17 protein-coding genes, 1 tRNA gene and 4 pseudogenes are annotated in these 18,008 nt (G+C 64.9%); 11 read left to right on the top strand and 11 right to left on the bottom strand.

Annotation, left to right across the window (positions count from 1 at the left end; translation table 11 throughout):
• Together M9945_RS13575 and M9945_RS13580 are read left to right on the top strand one after the other, a co-directional pair.
• Complete coding sequence (locus tag M9945_RS13575) at nt 1–822, top strand: ABC transporter permease (RefSeq protein ID WP_367945036.1); 822 nt, start codon at nt 1–3, stop codon at nt 820–822.
• A gap of 75 nt (nt 823–897) precedes the next feature.
• A complete protein-coding gene (locus tag M9945_RS13580; protein WP_367945037.1) occupies nt 898–1,818 on the top strand; it encodes a DUF937 domain-containing protein in 921 nt (306 codons plus the stop codon).
• A gap of 104 nt (nt 1,819–1,922) precedes the next feature.
• Here the strand turns inward: M9945_RS13580 and M9945_RS13585 are convergent, their stop codons facing one another.
• Entirely contained in the window at nt 1,923–2,174 is a 252-nt protein-coding gene (locus tag M9945_RS13585) for a DUF1127 domain-containing protein (RefSeq protein WP_367945038.1), read from the bottom strand.
• Between the two features lie 174 nt (nt 2,175–2,348).
• Here M9945_RS13585 and M9945_RS13590 point away from each other — a divergent pair, with 174 nt between their 5' ends.
• Together M9945_RS13590 and xseA are read left to right on the top strand one after the other, a co-directional pair.
• Nucleotides 2,349–3,305, top strand: a complete 957-nt coding sequence (locus M9945_RS13590; protein WP_367930061.1) for a LysR substrate-binding domain-containing protein — start codon at nt 2,349–2,351, stop codon at nt 3,303–3,305.
• A gap of 50 nt (nt 3,306–3,355) precedes the next feature.
• Nucleotides 3,356–4,876, top strand: a complete 1,521-nt coding sequence (xseA, locus tag M9945_RS13595; protein WP_367945039.1) for an exodeoxyribonuclease VII large subunit — start codon at nt 3,356–3,358, stop codon at nt 4,874–4,876.
• Nucleotides 4,877–4,894: 18 nt separating this feature from the next.
• On the opposite strand, the gene M9945_RS13600 is transcribed toward xseA, so the two are convergent.
• The 5 genes and pseudogenes from M9945_RS13600 to M9945_RS13620 all read right to left on the bottom strand — a co-directional run bounded on the left by M9945_RS13600 (nt 4,895) and on the right by M9945_RS13620 (nt 8,444).
• A tRNA-His gene (locus tag M9945_RS13600) sits at nt 4,895–4,971 on the bottom strand.
• Between the two features lie 227 nt (nt 4,972–5,198).
• Entirely contained in the window at nt 5,199–5,378 is a 180-nt protein-coding gene (locus tag M9945_RS13605; RefSeq protein WP_367930072.1) for a CsbD family protein, read from the bottom strand.
• A 180-nt stretch (nt 5,379–5,558) separates the two neighbouring features.
• Nucleotides 5,559–7,195 (bottom strand): annotated as a pseudogene (gene groL / locus M9945_RS13610) (chaperonin GroEL).
• A gap of 75 nt (nt 7,196–7,270) precedes the next feature.
• On the bottom strand, nt 7,271–7,567 hold the full coding sequence (gene groES, locus M9945_RS13615; RefSeq protein WP_367930064.1) for a co-chaperone GroES: 297 nt from the start codon (nt 7,565–7,567) through the stop codon (nt 7,271–7,273).
• 172 nt (nt 7,568–7,739) lie between these two features.
• Nucleotides 7,740–8,444: a type 1 glutamine amidotransferase gene (locus tag M9945_RS13620; protein WP_367945040.1), complete on the bottom strand. Its 705-nt coding sequence runs from the start codon at nt 8,442–8,444 to the stop codon at nt 7,740–7,742.
• An 82-nt stretch (nt 8,445–8,526) separates the two neighbouring features.
• On the opposite strand from M9945_RS13620, the gene M9945_RS13625 reads away from it, so the two are divergent.
• The 3 genes and pseudogenes from M9945_RS13625 (at nt 8,527) to M9945_RS13635 (ending at nt 11,600) form a co-directional block, all read left to right on the top strand.
• On the top strand, nt 8,527–9,168 hold the full coding sequence (locus M9945_RS13625; protein WP_367945041.1) for a hypothetical protein: 642 nt from the start codon (nt 8,527–8,529) through the stop codon (nt 9,166–9,168).
• 193 nt (nt 9,169–9,361) lie between these two features.
• Entirely contained in the window at nt 9,362–10,111 is a 750-nt protein-coding gene (locus M9945_RS13630) for a 16S rRNA (uracil(1498)-N(3))-methyltransferase (RefSeq protein WP_367945042.1), read from the top strand.
• Between the two features lie 116 nt (nt 10,112–10,227).
• Nucleotides 10,228–11,600 (top strand): annotated as a pseudogene (locus M9945_RS13635) (glutamate--cysteine ligase).
• A 307-nt stretch (nt 11,601–11,907) separates the two neighbouring features.
• Here M9945_RS13635 and lexA read toward each other — a convergent pair.
• The 5 genes and pseudogenes from lexA to M9945_RS13660 form a co-directional block, all read right to left on the bottom strand.
• Nucleotides 11,908–12,624 carry a transcriptional repressor LexA gene (lexA, locus tag M9945_RS13640; protein ID WP_367945043.1) on the bottom strand — a complete coding sequence of 239 codons (717 nt, stop codon included), beginning with the start codon at nt 12,622–12,624 and terminating at the stop codon, nt 11,908–11,910.
• Nucleotides 12,625–12,715: 91 nt separating this feature from the next.
• Nucleotides 12,716–13,015 (bottom strand): hypothetical protein, encoded by a 300-nt coding sequence (locus M9945_RS13645; protein ID WP_367930069.1) that lies wholly within the window; start codon nt 13,013–13,015, stop codon nt 12,716–12,718.
• Nucleotides 13,016–13,271: 256 nt separating this feature from the next.
• Nucleotides 13,272–13,514: an Lrp/AsnC ligand binding domain-containing protein gene (locus M9945_RS13650; RefSeq protein ID WP_367945583.1), complete on the bottom strand. Its 243-nt coding sequence runs from the start codon at nt 13,512–13,514 to the stop codon at nt 13,272–13,274.
• An 81-nt stretch (nt 13,515–13,595) separates the two neighbouring features.
• Nucleotides 13,596–13,652: pseudogene (locus M9945_RS13655) on the bottom strand (Lrp/AsnC family transcriptional regulator); the annotation flags it as partial.
• Between the two features lie 45 nt (nt 13,653–13,697).
• Nucleotides 13,698–14,868 (bottom strand): annotated as a pseudogene (locus M9945_RS13660) (IS3 family transposase).
• Here M9945_RS13660 and M9945_RS13665 point away from each other — a divergent pair.
• Genes M9945_RS13665 through M9945_RS13680 form a run of 4 tightly spaced genes read left to right on the top strand, consistent with a single transcriptional unit; the run spans nt 14,851 to nt 17,861 of the window.
• Nucleotides 14,851–15,156, top strand: a complete 306-nt coding sequence (locus M9945_RS13665) for a hypothetical protein (protein WP_367930897.1) — start codon at nt 14,851–14,853, stop codon at nt 15,154–15,156. The pseudogene M9945_RS13660 and the gene M9945_RS13665 overlap by 18 nt on opposite strands.
• 12 nt (nt 15,157–15,168) lie before the next feature.
• Complete coding sequence (locus M9945_RS13670) at nt 15,169–16,020, top strand: ABC transporter permease (protein WP_367930898.1); 852 nt, start codon at nt 15,169–15,171, stop codon at nt 16,018–16,020.
• Complete coding sequence (locus M9945_RS13675; RefSeq protein WP_367930899.1) at nt 16,017–16,757, top strand: ABC transporter ATP-binding protein; 741 nt, start codon at nt 16,017–16,019, stop codon at nt 16,755–16,757. Before M9945_RS13670 ends, M9945_RS13675 begins: the two co-directional genes overlap by 4 nt.
• Nucleotides 16,758–16,817: 60 nt before the next feature.
• Entirely contained in the window at nt 16,818–17,861 is a 1,044-nt protein-coding gene (locus M9945_RS13680) for an ABC transporter substrate-binding protein (RefSeq protein ID WP_367930900.1), read from the top strand.
• The last annotated feature ends 147 nt before the right edge of the window (nt 17,862–18,008 follow it).

Genomic DNA, 18,008 nt, shown 5'->3' on the forward strand with positions numbered 1-18,008 from the left:
ATGGAAGGCAGGCTTTCCCGCTTCAACGTCGTCACGCTCGTCCTCGGCTTCGCCTTTCTCTATCTGCCGATCGTGCTGCTCATCATCTATTCGTTCAACGCCTCGCGGCTGGTGACGGTGTGGGGCGGGTTCTCGACGCGCTGGTACGTGGCGCTGTTCTCCAATCAGGGCCTGCTCGATGCCGCCTGGGTGACGGCGCGCGTCGCTTTCGTCTCGGCGACCGTCGCGACCGTGCTCGGCACGTTGGCGGCGCTGGCGCTCACACGCTACACGCGCTTCCGCGGCCGCTTCCTGTTCTCGGGCATGGTGTTCGCGCCGCTGGTCATGCCCGAGGTCATTACCGGCCTGTCGCTGCTGCTGCTGTTCGTCGCCGTCGGCTTCGACCGTGGCTTCATGACGGTGACGCTCGCCCACATCACCTTCACCATGTGCTTCGTTGCCGTCGTCGTGCAGTCGCGGCTGATCTCGTTCGACCGCTCGCTGGAGGAGGCGGCGATGGATCTCGGCGCGACGCCGACGCGCACCTTCTTCCAGGTGACGCTGCCGGTGATCATGCCGGCGGTGGTGGCGGGCTGGATGCTGGCCTTCACGCTATCGCTCGACGATCTGGTGATCGCCTCCTTCACCTCCGGCCCCGGCGCGACGACGCTGCCGATGAAGATCTACAGCCAGGTGCGCCTCGGCGTCACGCCGGAGATCAACGCCGTCTGCACCCTGCTCATCGCGGTCGTCACCATCGGCGTCCTCGTCGCCGCCGTCGTCAACAAGCGCCGCGACGTGCAGCGCCAGCGCGACGAGCAGGCGGCGCAGCAGGAAGGCTAGTGCTGTAGGGGGCGAATTTCACTTTCGCCGCGGCTGGGTTAGTCTGGCGGCACGGATCAAGGAAGGAAACCGTTCATGCTGCCCCTGTTCGACATGCTCGCCAATGCCCAGAACGGCAACGCCATCGATCAGATGGCGCGGCAGTTTGGCCTCTCCCAGCAACAGGCGCAGGAGGCGATGGCGGCGCTGATGCCGGCCTTCAGCCAGGGGCTGAAGCGCAATACCGCCAACCCCTACGATCTCGGCAGCTTCCTGTCGGCGCTCGCCTCGGGCCAGCACGCGAAATATTTCGAGGACGCGGCCGCCGCCTTCACGCCGCAGGGCATGCAGGAGGGCAACGGCATCCTCGGCCACCTGTTCGGCTCCAAGGAGCTGTCGCGCGCCGTCGCGGCGCAGGCGGCGCAGGCGACGGGCATCGCCCAGCAGACCCTGCAGCAGATGCTGCCCGCACTCGCCTCGATGATCATGGGCGGCCTGTTCAAGCAGTCGACGGGGCAGATGAGCGCCGCCGGCTTCGGCGGACAGGGCAACCCGCTTCAGGAGATCATCGAGCAGATGATGAAGCAGGGCGGCGGCTTCGGCATGCCGCAGCCGGCCCCGCAGCAGCGCCAGGCGCCGCAGCAGCCCAACCCGTTCGACAATCCCTTGGGCAAGATCCTCGAAGGCATGTTCGGCGGCGGCGCGGCGCAATCGCAGCCCCGGCAGCGGCAGGCGCCGCAGAGCCCCTATGGCGACAACCCGCTCGGCCGCATCTTCGAGGAGATGCTGGGCGGCGGCCAGCGGCAGGCGGAGCCAGCGCCGCAATCGCAGCCTCGGGCGAAGCCCAAGGCCAGCCAGAAGACGAATCCGAGCGGGCGTCCGCGCACGCCCTATGACGATCTGTTCGGCGACATGTTCGAGGCCGGCGCCAAGACGCGCGACGACTACCAGAAGAACATGGAATCGGTGTTCGACCAGTTCCTCCAGGGCATGGAGAAGCGCGGCCGCGGCCGCTGATCCCGAAGGTGAAATGAAAAAAGCCCGGCCCTTTCGCAAGAGCCGGGCAGGAGGCAGGCCGCCGGTGGGCCGGCGATGGGGAGCCTGCGGGTAGGGAAGCCTTGTCAGGAATGGGCGCGTTCGCGCGCCACCGAGGCGAGACGCCGGGTCGGGTCGACGCCGAGGGGCGCGCGCCGGGCGAAATCGAGATCGAGCCGCATCAGCCCGATATCCGCCAGCCCGCGGTCGGAGAGGTCGCGCAGGTGGTCGAGCTGGCGGCGGTTGGCGAAGGCGCGCGCCAGCCCGCGCAGCGCCTCGCTGATCGCGGCCGGCCTTTCGGCTACAATTGCGGACGAGTGACGGTCGAGGGCGCTCATGTCTTCATCTCCTTGGCGCTCGGGCGCACACCCTCGCGCCGCCGCATGGGAGGATGCGGCCGGCAGGCGGACGGGATGCGCTTGAACTGTGCGAGCATAGCTTTCTCATGCCGGCATTGATTAATCCAACGAATGTTTTTAATGTTTGGGATCAATTGATGTTATGGGTTTGTCATGGCGGCTCCCCTCGATCTCGATCAGCTCCACACCTTCGTCACCATCGCCGACATGGGCAGCTTCACCCGCGCGGCCGAGGAGGTGCACCGCACCCAGTCGGCCGTCTCCATGCAGATGCGGCGGCTCGAGGAGCGGATCGGCAAGCCGCTGTTCGAGAAGGACGGGCGCTCCAACCGGCTGACGGAGGAGGGCGAGCGGCTTCTGACCTATGCGCGGCGGCTCCTGCGGCTGAACCGCGAGACGCTCGCCGCCTTCGACGACGCCACGCTCGAAGGCTCGATCCGCATCGGCACGCCGGACGACTACGCCGACCGCTTCCTGCCGGAGATCATGGCCCGCTTCGCCCGCTCCAACCCGCGCGTCGAGCTTTCCGTCGTCTGCGAGCCGACGGTCAATCTGGTCGACCAGCTGAAGCGCGGCCAGCTCGACATCGCCATCGTCACCCACTCGAACGAGCGCAGCCTCTCCGACGTGGTGCGGCGCGAGCCGCTGCTGTGGGTCACGTCCGCCAACCATTCCATCCACGAGGAGGAGGTGCTTCCGCTCGCGGTCGGGCGCACCACCTGCCTGTGGCGCCGGGCCGCCTGCGACGTGCTCGACCAGATGGGCCGCGACTATCGCATCCTGTTCTCGAGCTGGTCGGCGACGGTGCTGATCGCCACGGTCCTGTCCGGCCAGGCCGTCTCCGTGCTGCCCGAATGCGCGCTGCGCCCGGGCATGCGCATCCTCGGCGAGGCCGACGGCTTCGGCGCGCTGCCCGAGGTGCGCATCGGCATCATGCGCGGCCATTCCAGCCAGCCGGAGATCGTCGACGCGCTGGCGCGCCACATCGCCGAGAGCCTCGACAACATCTCGGTGCCGTCGGGCGAGGAGATCGGCCAGTTCGATTTCGACGCGCTGCCCTTCGCGCGGCTCAAGCGGCAGAAGCAGAAGCAGCCCGCCGCCGTCTGGTGACTTGACCTTGATGACTTGACCTTGTCGGGCGAGGGGGCATCAATCGCGCCATGAGCGATCCGTTCTTCGATGCCGATTCGCGCGCCGTCACCCCTTCCGTGACCAACGCGGCAGAATTCACCGTCTCCGAGCTGTCCGGGGCGCTGAAGCGCACGGTCGAGGACGCGTTCGGCAATGTCAGGGTGCGCGGCGAGATCTCCGGCTATCGCGGGCCGCATTCCTCGGGCCACGCCTATTTCGCGCTGAAGGACGAGCGCGCGCGCCTCGAAGCGGTGATCTGGAAGGGCACGTTCTCGCGGCTGAAGTTCCGGCCGGAGGAAGGCATGGAGGTGATCGCCTCCGGCAAGCTGACCACCTATCCCGGCTCGTCGAAATACCAGATCGTCATCGACAATCTGGAGCCGGCCGGGGCCGGCGCGCTGATGGCGCTGCTGGAGGAGCGGCGCAGGCGGCTCGCCGCCGAGGGGCTGTTCGACGCGGAACGCAAGCAGCTCCTGCCGTTCATGCCGCGCGTCATTGGCGTCGTCACCTCGCCGACCGGGGCGGTCATCCGTGACATCGTCCACCGCATCTCAGACCGCTTCCCGCTCCATGTCGTCGTCTGGCCGGTCCGGGTGCAGGGCGAGACGGCGGGCGCGGAGGTCGCGGCGGCGATTGCCGGCTTCAACGCGCTCGACCCGATCGGCCCGGTGCCGGTGCCCGACGTGCTGATCGTGGCGCGCGGCGGCGGCAGCCTGGAAGACCTTTGGGGCTTCAACGACGAGGCCGTGGTGCGCGCCGTCGCCGCCTCGCACATCCCTGTCATCTCGGCGGTCGGCCACGAGACGGACTGGACGCTGATCGACCACGCGGCGGACGTGCGCGCGCCGACGCCGACGGGCGCGGCCGAGCTCGCGGTCCCGGTCAAGGCGGACTTGGAGGCGGCGCTGGCGCGGCTTGCCGCGCGGCTGCGCGGCTGCATGTCGCGCCATGGCGAGCGCAAGCGCGAGGCGTTGCGCGCCGTGTCGCGGGCGCTGCCGTCGATCGACGATCTCCTCGCCATGCCGCGTCGCGATTTCGACGAGGCGGCGAGCCGGCTGTCGCGGGCGCTGGCCGCCAGCACCGAGGCGAAGCGGCTGCGCTTCAGGGGCCTGCGGCTGTCGCCGGCCTTGCTGGAGCGACGGCTGGCCGAAGCGCGCACCCGCCTTGCCCGCGACGCCGGGCGCGTGTCGCCCGAGGCGCTGCGGCGGCGGATCGAGCTTCACGGCGAGGCGCTGGAGCGCCTCGGCCGCCGCGCCGATCAGTCGATCGCCATCGCGCGGGAGCGGCGCACGGTGCGGCTGGCGCAGGCGTGGCGGCTGGCCGAGACGCTGTCCCACCGCTCGGTGCTGCGGCGCGGCTTCGCGCTGGTGCGCGACGCGCAAGGCCTGCCGGTCAAGTCCGCCGCCGCGGTCGGGCCGGGCGATGCGCTTGCCATCGAGTTCGCCGACGGCAGCGTCGATGCGGTCGCCTCCGGCGGCGAGTCGGTGCGGCCGGTGACGCGCAAGCAGGCGCGGAAGCCGGAAGGCGGCGGCCAAGGATCGCTGTTCTGAGCTTTCGGGGGGAAGAAGTGGTACGGTTGGGTGGATTTGAACCACCGACCTCTGGTGCCACAAACCAGCGCTCTAACCAACTGAGCTACAACCGCATGCACACGCCTTAAGGGCTGGCGTGGCTCTTACGGGCAATCGGCGGCGATTTCAAGTGCGACGAGGGGCCGATCACGGCTTTAATCCGGCAGTCCTCACGATTTGGGGCAGGGCATCGGTTTTCGGGCAGCGATCCGTGCCCGTCGCGGCGGCGGCAAGCCGGAAAGAAAAAAGGAGCGGTCCGAAGATCGCTCCAGAAGTGGTGCTGTAAACCCGAAAGCGGGGTTCAGATCGCGTTCTTGACCTTCTGGCGTACGTCGCCGACGCCCTTCTGGACCTTGCCGGCGACCTTGTCGGCCTTGCCTTCGGCCTGGAGCTTCTTCGAGCCCGTGACCTTGCCCGCGGCTTCCTTCACGGCGCCCTTGGCCTGCTTGGCCACGCCCTTGACCTGATCCTTGTTGACCATCTCGCCTGTTCCTTTCGCCAATGCCGCATCCATGCGGCGTTAAAGAACGAGCCAGACGGGTTTTGGTTGCGCGGATGCGCTCGCGCTCTCTGCGCAATACGAAAAGAAAGGCTCTGCGCAATACGAAAAGAAAGGGCGGCATCGCTGCCGCCCCTTCCCGGTCTGGTCTTCGGGCAGGACTTAGAAGTCCATACCGCCCATGCCGCCCATGCCGCCAGGCATGCCGCCCGGTGCATCCTTCTTCGGCAGTTCGGCGATCATGGCTTCCGTCGTGATCAGCAGCGAGGCAACCGAAGCGGCGTTCTGCAGAGCCGTGCGGACAACCTTGACCGGATCGACGATGCCGAGCGAGATCAGGTCGCCGTATTCGCCGGTCTGGGCGTTGTAGCCGTAGTTGTCTTCGTTCTTGTCGAGGATCTTGCCGACGACGATCGAAGCTTCGTCACCAGCGTTCTCGGCGATCTGGCGAACCAGGGCCTGGAGCGCCTTGCGAACGATGTTGATGCCAGCTTCCTGGTCATCGTTTTCGCCCTTGGCGGAGATCTTCGTGGAAGAACGGAGCAGGGCAACGCCGCCGCCCGGTACGATGCCTTCCTGAACGGCAGCGCGCGTCGCGTTGAGGGCGTCGTCGATGCGGTCCTTCTTTTCCTTCACTTCGACTTCCGTCGAGCCGCCGACGCGGATGACGGCAACGCCGCCAGCGAGCTTGGCAAGACGTTCCTGCAGCTTCTCGCGGTCGTAGTCGGAGGTGGTTTCTTCGATCTGGGCCTTGATCTGCGCGACGCGGCCTTCGATTTCAGCCTTCTGGCCGGCACCGTCGACGATCGTCGTGTTTTCCTTGGAGATCGAAACCTTCTTCGAACGGCCGAGCATGTCGAGCGTTACGTTTTCGAGCTTGATGCCGAGGTCTTCGGAGATGACCGTGCCGCCCGTCAGGATGGCGATGTCTTCCAGCATGGCCTTGCGGCGGTCGCCGAAGCCCGGAGCCTTGACGGCAGCGATCTTGAGGCCGCCACGCAGCTTGTTGACGACGAGCGTAGCAAGGGCTTCGCCTTCGACGTCTTCAGCGATGATAACCAGCGGCTTGCCGGTCTGGACGACGGCTTCGAGAACCGGGAGCATCGCCTGGAGGTTCGAGAGCTTCTTCTCGTGCAGGAGAATGAAAGCGTCTTCGAGGTCGGCGACCATCTTTTCCGGGTTGGTGATGAAGTAGGGCTGAGGTAGCCGCGGTCGAACTGCATGCCCTCGACCACTTCAAGTTCGGTCTCGGCGGTCTTGGCTTCCTCGACGGTGATGACACCTTCGTTGCCGACCTTCTCCATGGCCTCGGCCAAAAACCGGCCAATCTCCGCGTCGCCATTGGCAGAGATGGTGCCGACCTGGGCGATCTCGTCGTTCTTCGTCACCTTGCGTGCATTGGCCTTCAGCTCGGCAACGACAGCATCCACCGCCTTGTTGATGCCACGCTTCAGGTCCATCGGGTTCATGCCGGAAGCCACGGCCTTGGCGCCTTCCTTGACGATCGCCTGCGCCAGAACGGTCGCGGTCGTGGTGCCGTCACCGGCAAGGTCATTGGTCTTCGAGGCGACCTCGCGCACCATCTGGGCGCCCATGTTCTCGAACTTGTCCTCGAGCTCGATCTCCTTGGCGACGGTGACGCCGTCCTTGGTGATGCGCGGCGCGCCGAACGACTTGTCGATGACGACGTTGCGGCCCTTGGGGCCGAGCGTCACCTTCACCGCGTCGGCGAGGATGTTGACGCCGCGCAGCATGCGCTCGCGGGCGTCACGGGAAAATTTTACGTCCTTGGCAGCCATGTTCAGCTCCTGTTTTCGAGGCCGCTCCGCATGCGGGCCGGCCGAATGTCAATGAAAGGGATGGGAACCGGCCGATCAGCCGATGATGCCGAGAATGTCGGATTCCTTCATGATCAGCAGGTCTTCGCCGTTGAGCTTGACCTCGGTGCCCGACCACTTGCCGAACAGGACGCGGTCGCCGGCCTTGACCTCCAGCGGAACGAGCTTGCCGTTCTCGTCGCGCGCGCCGGAGCCGGCGGCGACGATCTCGCCTTCCTGCGGCTTCTCCTTGGCGGTGTCGGGGATGATGATGCCGCCTGCGGTCTTCTCTTCGGATTCGACCCGGCGGACGACCACGCGGTCATGGAGCGGGCGGAACTTCGACTTTGCCATGTCTTGGGTGTCCTTAAAAAACTGGTTTGAGAGGTTCCCTCCATCCGGCGACGCCGGACGCGGTTAGCACTCGCCATTGGTGAGTGCTAACATGACGGGTGAGATAGTGAGGGCTTGCCGGGCTGTCAATATCGAAGGCGATTTATCGCTAACGGCAGCAGCCGAAAGGACGTCAGCCGCCGATCGTGCCGACCCAGCCGCGGGCGATGGCGAGACCGGCGGCGTCGGCCTCGCCGCCGAAGCGGGCGGCCTCGGCCGGGTGGCGCTCGCTCCAGCCCGGATGCCGCTCGGCCAGCCAGTCGGCGAACAGGCCGCTCCACTCGGCAACCAGCGGCCGGTCGGCCTCGAAATGGAACTGGAAGCCGTAGGCCGCGCGGCCGATCCGGAAGGCCTGGTTGTGGACGGCGAGGCTGCCGGCGAGCCGGCTCGCGCCGCGCGGCAGGACGAAGGTGTCGTCGTGCCACTGGAAGGAGCGGAAGGACGGGGGCAGGGGGGCGAGGACCGGGTCCTCCGCGCCTTCGGGCGTCAGCTCCACCTCGTTCCAGCCGAACTCGGTCGCGCCGCCGATGATGTTCTGGCCGCCATAGGCGCGCGCCAGCAACTGGCTGCCGAGGCAGATGCCGAGCACGGAGCGGCCGGAATCGCCGAACGCCCGCATCAGGCCGCACAGCTGCGGCAGCCATGGCGACTGCTCGTCCGCGAGCGCGTTCTGGCCGCCGCCGAGCACGACCAGCCCGTCATGGCCGCCCGGCCGGTCGGGAAGCGCCTTGCCGAGATCGGCGCGCAGGAGGTCGATGCGCGCGCCGGCTTCCGCCAGCGCGACGCCGACCTGTCCGAGGCCGGTATTGGCATAATTCTGGACGACGAGGACGCGCATGAGGATGTCCGCTTTCGGGTGGTGCCGCAGCTTCGCGCGAGCGATAGCATGGAGACGCGCGAGTCGGGAAGGAGCGAGAACCGTGCCGTTGCAGAACCGGGTCGATCCGCTGGGGCAGATCCATGCCGTCGCCGCGCGCGGCCTGTTCACCGGCAATCGCGGCGTCATCCACGATCCGCTAGCGAAGGCGCTGCTCGCGCGCCGCTGGACGACGAAGGCGTGGATCATCTGCGCGCTCGACCATCCGCGAGGCTGCCGGCGCGAGCCGATGGGGCGCAACGCGCCCTCGGGCGCGGCCGGGTGGACGGAGCTGTTCTTCCTCGACGAGGCGACGGCGCTGGCGGCGGGGCATCGCCCCTGCTTCTACTGCCGGCGCGCGGCGGCGGAGGCGTTTCGCCGTTGCTTCGCCGCCGGCAACCGGCTCGGCCATGTCCCGGCCCCCGACATCGATTCGGTCCTCCACCGGCAAAGGCATGCTGCCGGCGCGGCATTGCCCACCCTCGATGCGCAAGCCATCGGCGCGCTGCCCGACGGCGCGATGATCGAGGTCGGGGGGCGGATCCTCGCGCTCCATGCGGGCAGGGCGCGGTCGTGGAGCTTCGGCGGCTATGGCCCGCCGCAGGCCTTGCCGCCGGGCGCAAGGCTGGTCACGCCCGCAGCCACGGTCGCGGCGCTGGGGGCGGGGTTCAGCCCGGTCTGGCACCCGACGCTGACCCCGGCCTGACCCACGTAAACAGTAATCGACGATTACCACCTCGCCACGGCCGGCGCGGGCATGATGGCCCCGGTGGCAACCAACGCGGCCGACGACGGCCGGGCGAAGAACCGGCGGGTCGTGCTCGTCAATGCCAACTGAGCGAGCCGGGGACGGCGGGCCGGGCTTGACCCGGCCGCGTCCGCGCCGCATCACGAGATTCATGCGCGCAAACTACAAATTGCAGCGGCTTTTCATGCCGCACGATCTCGGCCCCGGCGCCGCCTTCGAGGCGGACAGGGCGCAGAGCCATTACCTTGCCCATGTGCTGCGCATGGGCGAGGGGGCGGAGCTTCTGGTCTTCAACGGCCGCGACGGGGAATGGCGCGCGCGTGTCGCGGCGGTCTCGAAGAAGGGCGTGAGGCTCGCCGTCGAGCACGCTGAGCGGCCGCAGCCGCCGGCGCCCGACCTCGTCTACGCCTTCGCGCCGCTGAAGGTCGGGCGGCTGGACTATATGGTGCAGAAGGCGGTCGAGATGGGCGCGGGCGTCCTCCAGCCGGTCGTCACGCAGCACACGCAGGTGACGAGGCCGCCGCTGGAGAAGATGCAGGCCAACATGATCGAGGCGGCCGAGCAGTGCGGCGTGCTGTCCATCCCGCTGCTGCGCCCGCCGGTGAAGCTCGACCTCCTGCTGGCCGGATGGGAGAAAGACAGGCGGCTCGTCTTCTGCAACGAGAGCGCCGGGACGAACGACCCGCTCGCGGCGCTCCGGGCGGTGACGGAAGCGAAGATCGGCGTTCTCGTCGGCCCCGAGGGCGGCTTTTCCGACGAGGAGCGGCGGCTGCTCACGGCGCAGCCTTTCGTCACGGCGATTCCGCTCGGGCCGCGCATCCTGCGCGCCGACACGGCCGCGGTGGCGGCGCTGGCGCTGGTGCAGGCGACGCTGGGCGACTGGCGCGATCAGGCCGGCTGATCGGCCCCATTGAACAGCTTGTCAGGATTTTTCGCTTGATCGCGGCGGCGAGTTCCGCTCAACACTCGCGCGCGGCCGCCGGCAAGGCGGCGCGGAGGCAGGGCGAGGACACGACCATGGCGCGCGACACCACCGATTTCAGCCCGATCGAAGGGGTGGACGAGCTCGTCTCCTATCTCGCCGCCGGCTGCAAGCCGAAGGACGCATGGCGCATCGGCACCGAGCACGAGAAGTTCCCGTTCTATGTCGACGGCAACCGGCCGGTTCCCTATGAGGGACCGAACGGCATCAGGGCGCTGCTTGAGGGCATGCAGGGCCTGCTCGGCTGGGAGCCGATCATCGACGCCGGCAACGTCATCGGCCTCGTGGAGCCGACGGGGCAGGGGGCGATCAGCCTCGAGCCGGGCGGGCAGTTCGAGCTGTCCGGCGCGCCGGTGGAGACGCTGCACCAGACCTGCCGCGAGGGCAACGCCCATCTCGCGCAGCTGCGCGAGGTCGCCGAGCCGCTCGGCATCCGCTTCCTCGGCCTCGGCGGCAGCCCGAAATGGACGCTTGCCGAGACCCCGCGCATGCCGAAATCGCGCTACGACATCATGACCGCCTACATGCCGAAGGTCGGCAGCCGGGGGCTGGACATGATGTACCGCACCTGCACCATCCAGGTGAATCTCGACTTCTCCTCGGAAGCCGACATGCGGCGCAAGATGCAGGTGTCGCTCAAGCTGCAGCCGCTGGCGACGGCGCTGTTCGCCAACTCACCCTTCACCGAGGGGCGGCCGAACGGCCTGCAAGCTGGCGCGGCGACATCTGGCGCGACACCGACAACCAGCGCTCGGGCGTTCTCGAATTCTGCTTCTCGCCCCGGTTCGGCTTCGCCGACTATGTCGAATGGGCGCTCGACGTGCCGATGTACTTCATCATCCGCGACGGGCGCTATTTCGATGCCACTCACGTCACCTTCCGCCAGTTCATGAACGGCGCGCTGCGGGGCGAGGTGAGCGACGGCCTGCCGACCATGGGCGACTGGGCCAACCACCTTTCGACGCTGTTTCCCGACGTGCGGCTCAAGCGATTCCTCGAGATGCGCGGCGCCGACGGCGGGCCGTGGCGGCGCATCTGCGCCCTGCCGGCGTTCTGGGTCGGGCTGCTCTACGACGCAGCCGCGCTCGACGAGGCCGAGGCGCTGACGAAGGACTGGACGTTCGCCGAGGTGGTGGCGATGCGTGATGCCGTCCCGGCGCAGGCGCTCGCCACGCCGTTCCGCAACGCGACGCTGCGCGAGATCGCGCGCGAGGCGCTGGCGATCTCGCGCCGGGGGCTGGCGGCGCGGGCGCGCACCAACGGCGAAGGCAGCGACGAGACCGGCTTCCTTGCCCCGCTCGACGAGGTGGTGGCGCGCGGCACGACCAGCGCCGAAGAAATGCTCAACGCCTACCGGACGCGCTGGGGCGGCTCGATCGAACCCGCTTTTCTCGAATACGCGTACTGAAGCGTTTCGCGTCTTGTCCGCTCCGCAGGAGGGCGATCTTCGACCCTCGCGCCGCCCCTCATCCGCCCTTCGGGCACCTTCTCCCCGTAAACGGGGAGTAGAGGGTTCTCATCCCCGCTTTCGCTAATCGCAAGCGTGGCAGAACGGCGTGAACATGCGGCCGGTTCTCTTTTCCGTTCACGGAAGAAAGGCGAGGGCCGGGCAAACAAGGAGGATTGCACCTCTATGCCGGCCCGAAGACATCGGGGGTATCCCGGTCCAAACCCATCAGGGCCGTTCGGATCCGCCCCACTTCGGGCGCGAGGCGTCAGTAGCGGCGGATCAAACCGACCAGCTTGCCCTGTACCTTGACCCGGTCGGGGCCGAAGATGCGCGTCTCGTAGGCCGGGTTGGCAGCTTCCAGCGCGATGGTGTCGCCCTTGCGGCGGAACCGCTTCAGCGTGGCTTCCTCGTCGTCGACCAGGGCGACGACGATCTCGCCCGGGCTCGCCGTCTGGCAGTTGCGGATGATGACGGTGTCGCCGTCGAGAATGCCGGCCTCGATCATCGAATCGCCCTTGACCTCGAGCGCGTAGTGCTCGCCGCTGCCGAGCATGTCGGGCGAGACGCCGATGGAATGGGTCTGGTTCTGGATCGCGGCGATGGGAACGCCGGCGGCGATACGGCCCATGACTGGGATGCCGACCAGCGCGGCGCCGTCATTGTCGTTCCCGGTGGGCGCCCGCGGCGCGGGCGCGGCGGCGCGGCCGAGGCTGCCCTGTATGACGCTGGGCGAGAACTTCTTCGCCGCGTTAAGGCCGGGGGCGATCGAATCGGGCAGGCGCAGGACCTCGAGCGCGCGGGCGCGGTTCGGCAGGCGGCGGATGAAGCCGCGCTCCTCCAGCGCCGTGATCAGGCGGTGGATGCCCGACTTGGACGCAAGGTCGAGCGCCTCCTTCATCTCGTCGAAGGAGGGGGGAATCCCGGTCTCCTTCAGCCGCTGATGGATAAAGAGGAGCAGTTCGTGTTGCTTGCGCGTGAGCATCCCGGCCCTTTCGGGAATCGATCCTAAACAAAACAGGAACAATCTATATCTGTTCCTTTTGTGTTCTGCAAGGACTTATACGATAAGGCGGTCAGCGGACGGTAGCGGCCTTGCGTCGTTCCGCAGCCGCAGCGATCTCGCGGATTTCGGTGGCGACCGTCGTGAACTCGGTTATCAGATGCGCCGCGACCGTCCGGACGGTAGGCCAGTTCTGCCGTTCGCGATGGATGAGCAGGCCGACCTCGCTCTGCCGCAGCCCCGGTTCCTGAAGCGGTATGTGGACGAGTTCGCCGGACTGTAACCCCCGCATGAAGTCGACCGGCGTGAAGAATCCAACGGCCTTTGCGTACCGCCAGAGCGTCGAGGAGGCATTCTTTCCGATCGCGGTCATGATCAACACGATTCCGGTGGTCGCGAAGGCCGATCCTGGTGCTGCTGCTGGGCAACGGCATGGAGCCCAAGATCGCCATCGCGGATCTGATCTGCCTTGACAGTCGTGATCGGCGCAATCGTCGGCGAATGGATCGGGGCGGAAATTCATCGTCGTGTCGGTCTGCGTGCGGAAAGCCTGCCGCTGCTTTGTCGATGGCTGCTGTAGCCACTATACGCTGCTGGTTCGCGGACGTTCGTGAGCGGGCTAAAAAAAATTATACCGGGATGGATGTTGAGTATTTTACTCTCTTTAGTGCAAAATGAGATGATGAATTATATACAGATTTATGTTGAAGAATATTATTCATGAGAAAATCATGAAATTCATTTATATTTTCAAGAATAAATATTATTAAATAATCCCATTCTCCAGATATAGAATAACATTCTATAGCATTTGTGCTATTATTGATAAATTCTTCAAATTTAGTCCTCGCTTCATGGTCGTGTGATTTCATTTTTATCTGACATATAACAGTTATTCCCTTATTGACTTTCTCCGGATCGACCAAGCGGACAGTTTTTCCTAGAACTCCTCTGCTTTCGAGCAATTTGATCCGTCTCCAGCAGGAGGCCGGCGATGCGCCTACAGCTTGTGCTAGTGCGGTGGCCTGACCCCATAGGGTGGTCCGGTTTCAATCTTAATGCATGATCGGCTTGTCGGCCATTACCTGGGCCGATGGCGGTGTCGATCCGCGCGACGGTGGAGGCCAGATGATGGCCTCCGGTGCCGGCGGCTTGTATCCGAGCGATGAGTGCGGCCGCTCGGTGTTGTAGTAGCGTCTCCATGCCTCGATGATGACCTTTGCTTCGGCGAGACTGTAGAAGATCTCACCGTTGAGCAGTTCATCGCGGAGCTTCGAGCTGAAGCTTTCGCAGTAGCCGTTTTCCCACGGGCTGCCCGGCTCGATGAAGGCGGTTCTGCGCCGACGGCCACGATCCATTCCCGCACGACCTTGGCGATGAACTCCGGACCATTGTCGGAACGAACATGGCCCGGCACACCGCGCAGGATGAACAGGTCCGACAGAACGTCGATGACGTCGGTCGAGTTGAGCTTGCGACCGATCCGACTGCCAGGCACTCCCGAGTGAACTCGTCGATGATGTTGAGCATGCGGAACTTTCTGCCATCGTGGGTCCGGCCCTCGACGAAGTCATAGGACCAGACATGGTTGGGATGCTCCGGCCGAAGCCGGATGCACGATCCGTCATTCAGCCACAGCCGGCCTTTCTTCGGTTGCTTCTGGGGAACCTTCAGCCCCTCCTGCTGCCAGATGCGTCACTTCCGACGCGTTTGGCGCTGACCGTCCATCCCTCCGACCGCAACTTCGCGGTGATCCGACGATAGCCATAGCGGCCATACCGGGAAGCCAGACGGATGATGTCGGGCAGTCAGCGCCTCTCATCATCATGCAGACTCCCGCTTCCTTGCTGGGTCGAACGGTGTTGGCCGAGAACCTTGCAGGCGAAGCGCTCCGACACGCAGAACTTCGCCATGACATGATCGACACAAATCTAGACGACGACGGGAAGGGGGCTTCTAGAAGTTTCCCGAGGCAGCCTCTTTGAGGATCAGTTGAGCGTCAGGTCCGACACTGCTTACAGACGGTCGTTCTCCTCTCAAGCTCCTGAGGCGCTTCACCTGATCACCCTTCAGACCGCCGAACTCCTTGCGCCAGCGGTAATACGTAAACTGCGTCACGCCGATCGAACGAACCGCTTCTCCAACCGAGCGGCCTTGTGACAACAAAACATCGACCTGGCGCAGCTTCGCGACAATCTCTTCGGGCTTGTGCTTCTTCTGGGGCATTCCAAAGTCCTCTCCAACGGCTCAATAGCCTACTTCAGGGAGGGCCACTTTTCAGGGGGCAGACCAATCGCGGACTATGCCGCATCGTCCGGCCTCGGCGAGGAGATCGCCCGTCCGGTCATCACCCGTACGGATATTTCCCGGCCGGCGGTCATTCCGGAAGATCGGCAGCTCCTCCTGAACTGGGGCAATCTCTACAAGGACTTCGGCACCATTCCCGCCGATGCCGATCTCGAGAAGATCGTTGACGAGCTACTCGTTTACGATCTGTTCAAGGTTGCTGAATAGCCGGGGAAGCGCATGACCGTTTACGCTAGTTCCGCAGGCGGCCGGAGGAGCACTTCGGCCGCAACAGACATGCCTGCCGGCACGCCGTGGTATACGCGCGCGGAGCGAGTCCTGACCCCCTTCGTGCTTCCCGTCGGCTTGATCGTCCTGTGGCAGCTGGCGGTCAGCCTGCGATGGATAAACCCGCTCTTCCTGCCATCCCCGCTCGACGTGCTCGACGTGCTGGTCAATTTCTTCCAGACGGGCAGAATCTGGGGCCATCTCGGCATTTCCGTCCAACGCGTGTTCCTGGGCTTCTTCTACGGCGTTTCCGCTGCCATCATTCTTGGTGCGTTGACAGGTTATTCGCCCCTCTGGCGGCGACTCATCGATCCGGTGATCCACGCTCTGCGCACCGTACCCAGCCTTGCGTGGATTCCGATGTTCATCCTCTGGTTCGGCATTGAGGAGACCTCGAAGGTCACGCTGATAGCCAAGTCGGCGTTCTTTCCAACCTATCTCAACTTCATGTCCGGAATCATCAACGCTGACAGGCGGTTGATCGAGGTGGGGCAGGTTTACAGGCTCAACAACTTCCAGCTGGTCCGTCGCATTCTGCTTCCGGCGGCCCTGCCTTATCTTTTCGTCGGCCTTCGCCAGTCGATGGGCATCGCTTGGCTCGTCGTGGTCGCCGCCGAGATGATGGGGGCTTCCTCGGGCATCGGCTATTTGCTTCTCGATGGCGAGATGACCGGCAGACCCCAGATCGTCATGGCGTGCATGATCATCTTCGCGATCTGCGGCAAGGGGACCGACATGCTTCTGGCCTATATCTCCAGGCGCGTTTTGAGCTGGCAGGATACCAGATCAGGAGGTGACGCGTGATCGAGCTGAAGGACCTCGTGAAGAAATTCAACGGCTTTCAGGCGTTAGGTCCGATAGACCTGCAGATCGACAAAGAGCGCATCACCACTGTTCTGGGCCCGTCCGGTTGTGGAAAGAGCACGGCATTGCGCCTGCTTGCCGGGCTTGAAACCGCAACTGGAGGCCAGGCCAGCCTCGACGGCAAGGTTATCGACAGGCCCCGCCCGGAGATCGGAGTCGCGTTTCAGGATCCTCGCTTGATGCCGTGGCTGACTGTGCGTCGCAACATCGAGCTGGGCGTGTGGGACTGGGCCAAGGACCGCCGTGCAATCGCGGTGGAAGCGATTATCGCCAAGGTGGGCCTGAGCAAGTTTGCCGAGGCGCTGCCTAAGGAGTTATCGGGCGGCATGGCGCAGCGGGTGGGACTTGCGCGCGCGCTGGTCGGCATGCCGCGGCTGCTGTTGCTCGACGAGCCGTTCAGTGCCCTCGATCCGTTGACCCGGCTCAAGATGCAGGACCATCTGCTGGAAATCGTTAGCGATGCCGTCCCAAACGTTCTTCTTATCACGCATGATGTCGATGAGGCCCTAGCGCTTTCCGACAGGATCGTCGTGATGGCCGGTCCGCCCGCCAGCATCATCCGCGATATACTCGTCGATCTGCCGAAACCCCGTATTCGCACGTCTCCTGAGTTCCAGCGCTTCAAGGAGATTATTCTTGCTGACTTGCTGCCGCACAAGGCGCTCGCGTCGGCCTGACAGCGTGGGCGACCGGCTCCCAGCCTGCCTCTTTCAACATCGGAACCACGAGATAGAGTCATGAACGTTCGCCCAGATACGATATGGTTCACACGTTGTCCTGTTCCTGCAGCCAGCGGCATAGCGATCCAGCAGGGATGGATCGCCGATGTCCTTGGCAGGAAGAACGTAGAGTTCCGCTCGCTGCGTCAGCATCCTTCGCAGGAAATACGTGAGTCCCATTACACGCATCGCCTCGAGAACTCGTTCAGGCAGGGCGGCAACGCGCCTGCCATATGGGCGCGTGCGGCCGGTGCGGATACAAGGCTGATCGGGCTACAGTGGGTGCCGCAATACCAAGCCATCATTTCGCTCACCCCCGGACAGACACTCAAGGGCGCGACGATCGGCATCCCGCTCCGATTGAACCACAAGATCGATTTCTGGCGGGCGATCGCGCTTCAGGGGGTCACACATGCGCTTTCGCGTTCCGGACTGACCCTCGACGACATTAACATCAAATACCTCGAACGGTCCGACAGCTATGTCGCAGCCGACCCCAACGACAAGGACAACATGGCCTCGGTGCCCCGGCTCAGCCGTCTGTCGCTGACCGAAACGCTTGCCCTGGTTCGTGGCGAGGTTGATGCAATTTTCGCATACTCCGCGTGGGGAATGTCGCTCAAGCACCAGCTTGGCGCGCATGAGGTCTACAATCTTTCTTTGGATGACGACTACCGCTTCAAGGTCAACAATGAGCAACCCGAGACGCTAACGGTGAGCGGCGGACTTCTGCGCGAGCATCCAGATCTCGTCGACGACTACGTCGCGGTATTGCTGGCTGCATCTGAATGGGCCAAGCGGAACGTTGCTGAAGCAACAAGAATGATGGCCCGTGAGATCGGGACGAGCGACTATTGGGTCGAAGAGGCTATCGGCGCGGATATTTCCGAAAGGCTTGACATCTCGCTTGAGCCGCAGCTGGTGGATGCTCTGGAGGCCCGAAAGAGCTTTCTGTTTGAAAACGGGTTCTTGCCGGCTGATTTCGACACGGCGTCCTGGATCGATCACGGCCCCCTGGTACGGGCCCGCGATAAAGCGGGAAGTATATTGGCGAATACCTGAGCAAACTCCGGGATGGTGTTGATCTGATACTCAAGTCATGCTGTCGTGCGGAAGATTCACATGAACTGCGGCGACCGATGGTGCCATGGACCGCTATCAGGCTCGCAATAGTGAGCTGGATGAGGTTAAAACGACTATCGCGGTGGT

This window comes from Aquamicrobium sp. (assembly GCF_023954335.1).
Lineage (GTDB): Bacteria > Pseudomonadota > Alphaproteobacteria > Rhizobiales > Rhizobiaceae > Aerobium.

Excerpts from the sequence above, each read along its gene's own strand:
- M9945_RS13680 (WP_367930900.1), top strand. The coding sequence starts at position 16,818 with ATGAACGTTCGCCCAGATACGATATGGTTCACACGTTGTCCTGTTCCT.
- M9945_RS13670 (WP_367930898.1), top strand. The coding sequence starts at position 15,169 with ATGACCGTTTACGCTAGTTCCGCAGGCGGCCGGAGGAGCACTTCGGCC.
- xseA (WP_367945039.1), top strand. The coding sequence starts at position 3,356 with ATGAGCGATCCGTTCTTCGATGCCGATTCGCGCGCCGTCACCCCTTCC.
- M9945_RS13630 (WP_367945042.1), top strand. The coding sequence starts at position 9,362 with ATGCGCGCAAACTACAAATTGCAGCGGCTTTTCATGCCGCACGATCTC.
- groES (WP_367930064.1), bottom strand. The coding sequence starts at position 7,567 with ATGGCAAAGTCGAAGTTCCGCCCGCTCCATGACCGCGTGGTCGTCCGC.
- M9945_RS13645 (WP_367930069.1), bottom strand. The coding sequence starts at position 13,015 with ATGACCGCGATCGGAAAGAATGCCTCCTCGACGCTCTGGCGGTACGCA.
- M9945_RS13575 (WP_367945036.1), top strand. The coding sequence starts at position 1 with ATGGAAGGCAGGCTTTCCCGCTTCAACGTCGTCACGCTCGTCCTCGGC.
- M9945_RS13585 (WP_367945038.1), bottom strand. The coding sequence starts at position 2,174 with ATGAGCGCCCTCGACCGTCACTCGTCCGCAATTGTAGCCGAAAGGCCG.
- M9945_RS13605 (WP_367930072.1), bottom strand. The coding sequence starts at position 5,378 with ATGGTCAACAAGGATCAGGTCAAGGGCGTGGCCAAGCAGGCCAAGGGC.
- M9945_RS13580 (WP_367945037.1), top strand. The coding sequence starts at position 898 with ATGCTGCCCCTGTTCGACATGCTCGCCAATGCCCAGAACGGCAACGCC.
- M9945_RS13650 (WP_367945583.1), bottom strand. The coding sequence starts at position 13,514 with ATGAAATCACACGACCATGAAGCGAGGACTAAATTTGAAGAATTTATC.
- M9945_RS13590 (WP_367930061.1), top strand. The coding sequence starts at position 2,349 with ATGGCGGCTCCCCTCGATCTCGATCAGCTCCACACCTTCGTCACCATC.
- M9945_RS13620 (WP_367945040.1), bottom strand. The coding sequence starts at position 8,444 with ATGCGCGTCCTCGTCGTCCAGAATTATGCCAATACCGGCCTCGGACAG.
- lexA (WP_367945043.1), bottom strand. The coding sequence starts at position 12,624 with ATGCTCACGCGCAAGCAACACGAACTGCTCCTCTTTATCCATCAGCGG.